The sequence below is a fragment of the Corynebacterium sp. HMSC055G02 genome, assembly GCF_001809065.1.
GTDB lineage: Bacteria > Actinomycetota > Actinomycetes > Mycobacteriales > Mycobacteriaceae > Corynebacterium > Corynebacterium jeikeium_D.
In genome coordinates, this window is the sequence record NZ_KV795672.1 from 187,677 (window position 1) to 197,330 (window position 9,654).

Annotated in this window: 8 protein-coding genes; 6 read left to right on the forward strand and 2 right to left on the reverse strand. The window is 59.2% G+C overall.

The genetic code is table 11. The features are described 5' to 3' along the window. The first annotated feature begins 194 nt into the window (after positions 1-194). The 4 genes from HMPREF2547_RS09430 (at position 195) to HMPREF2547_RS09445 (ending at position 3,582) form a co-directional block, all read left to right on the forward strand. Entirely contained in the window at positions 195-959 is a 765-nt protein-coding gene (locus tag HMPREF2547_RS09430) for a DUF3043 domain-containing protein (protein WP_070605656.1), read from the forward strand. A gap of 11 nt (positions 960-970) precedes the next feature. Next, positions 971-1,564, forward strand: a complete 594-nt coding sequence (locus tag HMPREF2547_RS09435) for a bifunctional adenosylcobinamide kinase/adenosylcobinamide-phosphate guanylyltransferase (RefSeq protein WP_070566886.1) — start codon at positions 971-973, stop codon at positions 1,562-1,564. 102 nt (positions 1,565-1,666) lie between these two features. Beyond that, positions 1,667-2,704 carry a nicotinate-nucleotide--dimethylbenzimidazole phosphoribosyltransferase gene (cobT, locus tag HMPREF2547_RS09440; RefSeq protein ID WP_049190512.1) on the forward strand — a complete coding sequence of 346 codons (1,038 nt, stop codon included), beginning with the start codon at positions 1,667-1,669 and terminating at the stop codon, positions 2,702-2,704. A gap of 5 nt (positions 2,705-2,709) precedes the next feature. Further along, positions 2,710-3,582, forward strand: coding sequence for an adenosylcobinamide-GDP ribazoletransferase (locus HMPREF2547_RS09445; protein ID WP_049192930.1), 873 nt, complete (start codon positions 2,710-2,712; stop codon positions 3,580-3,582). A gap of 564 nt (positions 3,583-4,146) precedes the next feature. Here the strand turns inward: HMPREF2547_RS09445 and HMPREF2547_RS09450 are convergent. Together HMPREF2547_RS09450 and HMPREF2547_RS09455 are read right to left on the reverse strand one after the other, a co-directional pair. Then, positions 4,147-6,249: a vWA domain-containing protein gene (locus tag HMPREF2547_RS09450; protein WP_083276390.1), complete on the reverse strand. Its 2,103-nt coding sequence runs from the start codon at positions 6,247-6,249 to the stop codon at positions 4,147-4,149. A gap of 264 nt (positions 6,250-6,513) precedes the next feature. Next, the gene (locus HMPREF2547_RS09455; protein WP_049170221.1) at positions 6,514-7,629 is read right to left on the reverse strand and encodes a branched-chain amino acid aminotransferase; all 1,116 of its coding nucleotides are present in this window, start codon (positions 7,627-7,629) and stop codon (positions 6,514-6,516) included. A 222-nt stretch (positions 7,630-7,851) separates the two neighbouring features. Here HMPREF2547_RS09455 and HMPREF2547_RS09460 point away from each other — a divergent pair, with 222 nt between their 5' ends. Next, on the forward strand, positions 7,852-9,390 hold the full coding sequence (locus HMPREF2547_RS09460) for a leucyl aminopeptidase (protein WP_083296886.1): 1,539 nt from the start codon (positions 7,852-7,854) through the stop codon (positions 9,388-9,390). 173 nt (positions 9,391-9,563) lie between these two features. Beyond that, the coding region (locus HMPREF2547_RS11125; RefSeq protein WP_141744350.1) for a biotin/lipoyl-containing protein at positions 9,564-9,654 on the forward strand (91 nt) is incomplete at its 3' end.

Below are 9,654 nucleotides of genomic sequence, written 5' to 3' on the forward strand. Positions count from 1 at the left end.
CTCTTTTTCTTTCTCTTTATCGAAAGTCTTTTTGCCGCCACATCGCAACCACACCACGGCTTCCCACGCCACAAGCGCACTCTTCCCGCCTGCCCCGCGGCGGTCATCCCCAAAACCTCGCCCTTGCCCCGCCCCTGACCCTCAACCTGCAACCTAATTAGGGAAGCACCTTGGAGACCTTATAATCTGGGGTCGTGAATCTACCGTGGAAAAAGAATGACAAAAAGTCCAAGGCAGCTGACGCAGCTAACGCTGACGCAACCAACGCCGGAGACGTAGCCACCGACGCGACCGCATCCAGCGGGGCCAAGGGCACCGCTTCGGAGTCTCAGCAGCCCGAGAAGAAGCACAGCGGTGCTTTTACTCCCAAGAAGGGGCGCCCCACTCCGAAGCGCAACGAGGTTGAGCGCGAACGCGGCATCCGCCGTGGCCCGGTCGAGGCGCCGCTGACCGCTAAGGAAGCTCGCCAGCGCCGCAAGGAGCTCAAGGCTTCCATGTCCAAGGAAGAGCTCAAGGCCGCCAAGGCACGCGAGCGAGCAGAGCGACGTGAGCAGCGTCGCATTGCCGACGAGCGCATGGCCGCCGGCGATCCGCGCTACATGCTGCCACGCGACCAGGGCGCTGAGCGCAAGTTTGTCCGCGACTGGGTTGATTCCCGTCGCTTCCTCGCTAACGTGTTCCTCCCGTTCGCGCTGATTCTGCTGCTGATTATGATGATTGGCACTTCCCTGCCGAAGCTGGCCAACATCGCATCTCTCATCGCTATGGTTCTCATCATTGCCCTGATCATCGAGGGCATCTACATCGGCCGCCGTGCCATCAAGCTGACGCGCGAGCGCTTCCCGAAGACCACCGAAGGGGCCTGGGGACTGGGCTTCTACGCTTACTCCCGCGCTTCTCAGCCGCGTCGTCTGCGTACTCCGCGTCCGCAGGTCAACATCGGCGACGAGATCAAGTAGCCTCATCTGCCATGCGCACTCTGGTTCTCGGTGGCGCCCGCTCAGGCAAGTCCTCATGGGCTGAGCACGAGCTGCTGGCCACCGCCGCAGCCTCAACCGGCGATGCCTCAGATGCTGCAGCCTCAACGGTGTTGCACTACATCGCAACAGCACGGCCCTGGCCCGGTGATAGCGATTTTCACTCCAGGGTTGAGGAGCACCGCATTCGTCGTCAAGCACAGGCAAAAGAGCACGGAGTGGCCTGGCACACGGTTGATGACGTCGATGCGGTGGAAGCTCTCGCGTCGCCGGAGCGGCGCATGCTGCTGGACGATGTCGGCACCTGGCTGACGCACATCATCGACGTGCAGGGGCTGTGGGAGGCGCCGAGGGGCAGCGTCTCGCCGTGGACGCACTCGCTTGTCGACGCCGTGCGCAACTTCCCCGCAGATTCCGACCTGTTCATTGTGTCGCCCGAAGTGGGCTTCGGTGTCATTCCCGAACACCGCTCAGGGCGGCTTTTCCGTGATGAAATTGGCCTTCTCAACCAACAGCTCGCAGCTGTCTGTGATCGTGTTGTCCTAGTTGTGGCTGGCTGCCCCATGGAAGTCAAGGCGGCGAACTAGATTCACTCCACGCCGCTTCCCCTATGACGGTCTGCCTAGCAATGCGAATAACTGTGCACCAATGGTCGGTAGACAAATCGTTTTCGGGTAGCGTTTGAGAGTATGAACGCGGATTATTTTGGACCGGTAGCACGCCCTGACGAAGAGACTGAACAGGCCGCCCGCGCGCGCCATGAGCAGTTGACTAAACCCGCAGGCTCACTTGGCCGGTTGGAAGAACTCGGCATTTGGATTTCGGCGTGTCAGGGAGAATGCCCTCCGCGTGACCTGGACGATTGTCGTGTTTATGTCTTCGCTGGTGACCACGGTGTTGCCCAGGGCGGGGTGTCCGCGTACCCGTCCGAGGTGTCTATTCAGATGCTTGCCAATATCGAGGCAAAGGGTGCCGGCGTGAACGCTATCGCTGACATCGCGGGAGCCACTGTTACCGGTGTGGACATTTCCCTCGACCACGATGCCGAAGGGCCATACCGTATCCGTCGCAGCTGTGGTTCTATCGACCGCGAGGATGCGATGAGCGAGGAGGAGGTCGATAAGGCCATCCGCACGGGCATCGCGATTGCCGACGCCGCCGTTGATGAAGGCGCTGACCTGCTCATTGCCGGCGACCTGGGCATCGGAAACACCACTCCAGCCGCGGCGCTGATTGGTGCCGTGACCAACTCCGAACCGGTGGTCGTCGTCGGCCGAGGCACTGGCATTGATGACGAGGGGTGGAAGCTCAAGGTCGCTGCCGTACGCGATGCCATGTTCCGCGTGCGTCGCCTGCGCAATGACCCGGTTGAGGTGCTCCGTCGTATTTCCTCGCCGGATATGACCGTGATGGCCGCGTTCTTGGCGCAAGCAGCGGTTCGTCGCACTCCTGTGATTTTGGACGGAGTGGTTGTCACATCCGCTGCTCTGCTGGCTGACCAGCTCGCTCCGGGCGCCCGCGATTGGTGGGTCGCCGGCCACAAGTCGGCAGAGCCCGCGCACGCGCTTGCCCTTCGACACCTGGATAAGGAACCACTTCTCGAATACGGGATGCGTCTTGGCGAAGGCTCCGGCGCCGTCGCTGCCCTACCGCTGGTCAAGTCCGGCGTATCGGTCCTGCGCAACATGGCTACTTTCGCCGACGCAGGCGTAAGCACCAAGGACTAATCGACTTGTCCGACAAAGCCGGCCCGTCTCGCCAGGACAACCTCGACGGCGATCCCTCTGCTCACGGCAATGCCGTCGCTGAGGCCATCACCACTGCCCTGTCCTGGCTCACCATCCTGCCTTTCAAAGGCGCGAGCGTGTTCGACCGCATCACCGGCCGTCGCGCCATCGCCGCACTGCCAGTAGCTGGGCTCGTTCCTGCCGCGGGTGCAGTTCTCATCACGGCGGCGCTGTTCGCAACGTCGTCGTCAGGCACGCCCACGCTTTACGACGTCACCCCGATCCTCGGCGGCACCCTGATTATGGTGGCGGCACAGATGTTGACCCGCGCGATGCACCTGGATGGGCTGGCGGATGTGGCGGATGCCCTCGGCTCGTATAAGCCGCCGGAGGGGGCGCGGGAGGTGCTGCGCGATCCGAGCACCGGCCCAATGGGCGTGGGCTCCATCGTGCTGACGATGTTGACGACGACGACTGCTTTTGCCGTGATTGTGGCTAGTGTGCTGTCGCAGTGGTCTGCTGGTCAGATGTGGCCTGGTGTGGTTGCGCTGTGCTTGCCTTTTGTAGCCTCTCGCGCGGCAGCAACGACTGCCTGCTGGCGCGGCTTTCCGCCTTTTTCGAACAGCGGCTTCGGCTCTCTGACTGCCGGTACTCAGTCCACAGTCACGGTGACCTGCTGGTGGATACTGCTGCTCGCTGTGTCGGGCTGGGTGGTTGGGCTCGTGGGCGTAGTCGCTTGTGCACTGAGCTTTGGCGTTACACTGCTGCTGACGCGGCATTGCGTGAAGAGGTTTGGCGGAGTCAACGGCGACGTGTTTGGTGCAGTCATTGAGATAGCGTGCGCTGTCTGTGCCGTGGCACTTGCCATAGGGTTCTAGCAGGGAAAATGCGCGCATTGCCCCCGTTGGGGTTTTCTTTAAAAAGAACTATTGACGGTCGCTTTGACGCGGACGTATTCTGAGGGCACACCGCCGGGAAGGCGGAGTACAGGAGGCTCGTTTCGGGGCTCGCCCAAATTATTTTGCGCCGACCGTTTGCCGGGGCGCCAAGAACGAGCACACCTTCTAGCCTCCCAGCTAATTAAAAAAGCGCGTCCCGCCGCAGCGATGCACGGGACGCGCTTTTCTTTGTTGGGGTGGCACTCCCAGGTTTGGGTTCAGTGGGGTTTGGGTTCAGTGGGGCTAGTGACTGCGGTTATGTTAGCGACGGCGGGCCAATGCGAGTTACTGACTGCGTTTATGTCAAAAATGGCTCGAAAAATGGTCTGAAAGTGTCATAAACTCACACAGTTTCACATCTGCAGCCCATAATTCTTGGAGTTGTCAGTTCTTGCGGCTAAGTAGCAAAAAATGTGCCCGCCAGCGATACGCCAAGCGGACACAATTTTGCTGCCTTCCCCACCCTGCCCCCCTGCTCAGGAACTTCCTGATCTTACGGTTTGTCTACTCCTTGCGCTTCTTGTTCTGGTAGACGATTGCGCCGGCAATGCCGATAAACACGGCGACCACTGCTACAACGGTGCCAATGACCAACGGGCTCATGCCCTCATCTTCCATGTCCGACGAGGATGCGGATGCCTGAGAATCCGTATCCGAGGAGTCAGATTCATTCGACGCATCTTCTGACGAGTCCTTTGACGTTTCCTGTTCCGACTCTCCCTTGGCCAGAATCGGCTTATCGGATGGAGTCGGGCCGTTCTTGTCAGTCGGTCGCCAGTCAGGCCCCTTAGTTGGCTTGTTGTCCAGGAGGAATGCGAGCTGGAACGGCTGATCGATGCCACTGACCTCTTCATCCGGGCGATAGTTAGCCATTCGGACAGTCGCGTAGTAGTAGCCGGCGTTGGCTACAGGTCGTCCTCCAACATTAGATTCTCGGTTGTTGTATTCGACCGGACGATCTGTTGACAAGTTCAGGTCCTCGGAATCCTGATAAAAGTGCATTGTTCCATCCGCAACGGAAACCTCGAACGGATTCAGCAGGGCAACTCCCATGGAATCGGCATTATCGCGCTCCGAATTTCCAGTGCGGGCAGCAATCACTGGTCGCTGACCCCACTCCACAGGGATCTTGTAGAACTTCTGTTCACCGGGCACGATTGTGTCAGAGATGGTATCCCCAGATTTAACTTCCGGCGCTTGGGCTGCGTTATTGCCACCGTTTACGGGCTTGGCCTCTCCAAAAGTGGCCTTTTTGTAGGCTTTGTCGCCGGTCGAAGAAGACCGCCCCTCATTTAGTTTGTCAGCATCCTGCTTCTTCAGCACTGGCTCAAACTGGACGCTAACCTCGACCTTCACCGGTTCATCACGATAGTCCGCTACTGAATCACCGTCATAGACCCACACGTTATTTGCGACGAGCCACTTGGTTTGATCGCAACTGGATTCGATGCGGTCACTATCCCATGCAAGAATGCTTGCATCAGCCGAAGTTGGAGTCCACGAATCGGCACTAGCTTCGGCGCCAGTCAGCGACCCCATACGACCGTCGTCCTGGCATTTTCCGCCAGTTTCATTGATGATTTCGTCAACTTCAGTTCGGACATCCTGCTGGCCCTTACCCTCAGCATCGATATTCGCTAACACCTTTGAGGTAACAATCGCGTTGTGTCCCTTCGGCACTGCGATTCGGTAGTAGAGCGGGGTGCGATCGTGTTGAGCAACCTCTGGCACCAGCGTCGTCTGGTACTTGCCCTCGCCGAGCCATTTCGCGCCTTCCTTAGTCTCGGAGAACTCGAAAGGAGTACCCGTGGTTTCGTAGCCCTGCACTGACCGCTGAGTCAAGAACTTCATGTGGTCTGCAAGCTGGGTAGCATCGTCCGCAGTCATGCTCTGTCCACCGGATACCTGCGCAACACACTCCAGCTCAGCGCGAGCTTCTTCATCGACCTTGAAGCCCACTGTGTGAATCGTCAGGCCAACACCCTGCCCTGCCAGTTCCTTCGCAACCTCACACACCGGTGGCGGCGCGCAGGTGTCGATACCGTCAGAGACCAAAATAATTGACCGCTCACCGTCTGGGCCAAGCTCATCAGCCGCCTTACGCAGTGCATTGCCGATCGGCGTGTAGCCCTGAGCTTCCAACCCGGCAATCCTGCTCTTCAGGCCTTCTTTGTCGACCTTTTGGACAGGCGACAGCACCTCGATGTCCTGGCAACCACGTTCGCGGTTGGATTCATCACTGGATTCGCGCTGGCCATAAACCAGCATGCCAAGCAGCGCATCATCCGGGAGGGAGTCAATCAGCTCCGTGGATGCGCGCTTTGCCGCATCGAGGCGGGTGCCTCCGGCGTCGTCGGCAAGCATCGAACCAGACAGATCCATGATTAGCTCTGCTTTTGCTTCGCCCGTACCCCCTTCGCCCGTAGGAGCGGGCTGTTCCACCCCGGACGGCGAAGGCGAATCTTGGGCTGCCGCCACCGGAGCCGGAATCGCACTAAACCCAATCGTCCACGCAGCCAACAACAGAGTGACGACGATGGTTACCCTTAGGCGCTTTGAACTACTTGACGAAAAACTATCTTTAAAAAAGTCTTGAACTACCACCATCACAGCGCCTCAAACTGTTTTCCCAACTACAAAAATCAATCGTGTTGGTAGTTTTTCACAGTGACCCCGGTCACGCTAGAGGTGTTTTTAACGGCTAAACAAATGCCGTCTGAACAATTCATGAACCATCAGAAAATCGCACAGCCGTTGGGGAGCCAGCAAAGCAAAAACGCAGCCCCTGACCAGCGAATACTGACCAGGGGCTGCGAAAGTACTAATTCTAGTAACCACTATTAAATTTTTCTTAGCCGACCTACGCCGAAACTAAGCCTCAACGAGCTTGTAAATCCAACCGTGGGTGTCCTCAACCTCGCCGTGCTGGATACCGGTCAGCCGCTCGCGCAGCTTCATGGTCCACTCACCGGTCTCGCCGCCGTTGATCTCGAACTCGCCCTCAGCGGACTTCACAAACCCGACCGGGGTGATGACTGCAGCAGTACCGCAGGCGAATGCCTCGCCCATAACACCGGAGGTGGCATCATTCTTCCATTCCTCGGTGGAAATGCGACGCTCCTCGACATTCATGCCCAGATCCTGAGCAGCCTGCAGCAGCGATGCCCGAGTAATGCCCGGCAGCAGCGAACCAGACAGCTCTGGAGTCACCAGCCGAACACCAGCGTCAGCAGTCTCATCCGGGTAGATGAACGCCAGGTTCATGCCGCCCATCTCCTCGATGTACTTGCGCTCGACAGCGTCCAGCCACACAACCTGGTCGCAGCCCTTTTCCTCTGCCTGCTGCTGAGCCGCCAGCGAAGCTGCGTAGTTACCTGCGAACTTCGCAGCACCGGTGCCGCCCGGCGCGGCACGCACGTACTCGTGGGAGATCCACACGGTCACCGGGTTAATGCCACCGGAGAAGTACGCGCCGGCAGGTGAAGCGATGAGCAGGAAGGTGTAAGAGTTCGACGGGTGCACGCCCAGGGTGCTCTCGGTGGAGAACATGATTGGACGCAGGTACAGGGATTCTTCGCCACCAGCTGGCGGCACCCATGCTGCATCGGCTTCAACCAGCAGGCGGATTGCCTCGAGGAAGGTCTCCTCCGGCAGCTGCGGCATTGCAATGCGGTCAGCGGAGCGCTGGAAGCGACGGGCGTTCTGCTCCGGGCGGAAAGTAACAATGGAACCATCCGGCATGCGATACGCCTTCAGGCCCTCAAAAATCGACTGCCCGTAATGCAGGACCGAAGAAGACGGCTGCATTTCAATCGAACCGTATGCCTGCAGCTTGGCGCCATGCCAGCCTTTGTCTGCAGTCCAGTCAATTCGGACCATGTGGTCGGTGAAGTGCTTACCGAAACCAGGGTTGGCCAAAATCTCCTCGCGCTCGGCATCAGAGAGTGGATTCGGGTTACGTTCGATTGCAAATTCCAAAGCAGACATGTCTTTCATCCTAAACCGTCGAGGATCGAGTCGTATCAATACTCGCCCCCGAAAGACCGTGTTAGTCAGGGCAATGTCAGCGTCGCGGGCACTAGGCGCGGGTACATTCCAATAGTCGTGGCGCTGGCTCGTCAGTCCGCTGTCCAGGGGTGAAGGACACGAACCGGCAAATAGGGATACGGTGGTGTACCACATAGTACGACTACAAGGAGATGCAACTACATGTCAGTCCCCGCTAACAATGATTCGGCACAGCTCGGTGCCTCTCGCAACGCCGCTGTTTTGTCCAATTACCTGCCGGCTATCGGCACTCGCGTGGTCATCGCTGCCGACAACTCTCTGCCCGCGGACGCCGACGCGGTCCTCGTCGCGCTTATCGACGGCGAGGATGGCCTCGAGCTGGTCGCACCCGAGGCCATCGGTTCGGTTGCAGAGCAGCTGCTCGCCTCCTTTGAGGCAGTCTCCGCCAGCGCTAAGGCCGAGTCCGTGACCACCATCCCGGCTCCTGCTGGCCTGGATGTCGACAGTGTCACGGGCGTTGGCGTGGGTTCTGAGGACCTGGATGCCGAGGACATCCGCCGTGCCTGCGGCGCCGCTGCGCGCCGTATGACCAAGGCCAAGGTGGTCTTTAACACTCTCGGCGCCATCGATCCGCAGGCTGCAGCCGAGGGCTTTGCGCTGGGCGCTTACGCTTACTCCGGTCAGAAGAGCGACGAAGAAAGCAACGAGGCCACCCAGAAGGTGGTTGTGTTGGGCGCTGATGACGACGTCGTAAAGCGCGCTTCGGCAATTGTAGATGCCGTTGCCACCGCGCGTGACTTCGTCAATACAGCATCGTCGCACCTCTACCCCGAGACGTTTGCTGACGCTGCTGCAGCGCTGGGCCGTGACGCGGGGCTCGAGGTCGAGGTGCTTGACGACGACGCTCTGCGCGCCGGCGGTTTCGGAGGCCTCAATGCCGTGGGTGGTGGATCCTCGCGCGGGCCGCGCCTGGTGCGCCTGATCTGGAAGGGCGATGAGTCGGCAGAGAATTCGCTGGGCCTGGTCGGTAAGGGCATCACCTTTGATACCGGCGGTATTTCGCTGAAGCCGGGCGCCAGCATGGAGAACATGATCTCCGATATGGGCGGCGCTGCGGCTGTTATTGCCACAGTCGTCCTGGCTGCTCGCCTAGGCGTATCCACCCCAGTGACCGCAACCGTTCCAATGGCGGAGAACATGCCGGGCGGTAAGGCGTACCGTCCGGGCGATGTCATCACACAGTACGGCGGTAAGACCATTGAGATTCTGAATACCGACGCAGAGGGCCGCCTCGTACTCGCAGATGCCATTGTCCGCGCCTGCGAAGACAATCCGACTCACCTGATTGACACCGCCACCCTGACCGGTGCGCAGCTAGTCGCTCTTGGCGAGCGCACCCCGGGTGTCCTGGGTAACGACGAGTTCCGTGACCGTGTTGCAGAGCTGTCTCAGAGCATTGGTGAAAATGGTTGGGCAATGCCGATTCCAGTTGAGCTAGCAGAGGCCCTGAAGTCGCCGGTAGCTGACCTGCGGAATGTCACGAACTCTCGCTTTGGTGGCATGAGCGTTGCAGCTGCATACCTGCGCGAATTCGTTGGCGAGGATGTTGAATGGGTTCACATCGACGTTGCCGGTCCGGCCTTCAACACCACCGGGGAGTATGGTTATACCCCGAAGCGGGGCACTGGTGTTCCGGTTCGGACGATGTTCTCTGTGATTGAGGATTTGGCAACGAAGTAGCCGGTCATCCGACTGCGTCCCGCCCGGCTGGAATCATGGCTGGAATGAGCTATTCCACGCACCAGTCGAAAGCGGGCGCAGCCCACGGGGCAAGCAGAGTTTTCAACCTGTAAGCTAATTTGTAATAACCGTCTTAAAACGAGATTTCTTAACTTTTCGAGGAGTGCACAAACATGGCGACCTCTATTGAGATGCCGGAGCTCGGTGAATCAGTTACCGAAGGCACCATTACCACCTGGCTGAAGAAGGTCGGCGACACCGTCG

Coding starts and splice junctions, on each gene's coding strand:
- HMPREF2547_RS09460 (WP_083296886.1), top strand. CDS start 7,852: ATGTCAGTCCCCGCTAACAATGATTCGGCACAGCTCGGTGCCTCTCGC.
- HMPREF2547_RS09435 (WP_070566886.1), top strand. CDS start 971: ATGCGCACTCTGGTTCTCGGTGGCGCCCGCTCAGGCAAGTCCTCATGG.
- cobT (WP_049190512.1), top strand. CDS start 1,667: ATGAACGCGGATTATTTTGGACCGGTAGCACGCCCTGACGAAGAGACT.
- HMPREF2547_RS09455 (WP_049170221.1), bottom strand. CDS start 7,629: ATGTCTGCTTTGGAATTTGCAATCGAACGTAACCCGAATCCACTCTCT.
- HMPREF2547_RS09450 (WP_083276390.1), bottom strand. CDS start 6,249: ATGGTGGTAGTTCAAGACTTTTTTAAAGATAGTTTTTCGTCAAGTAGT.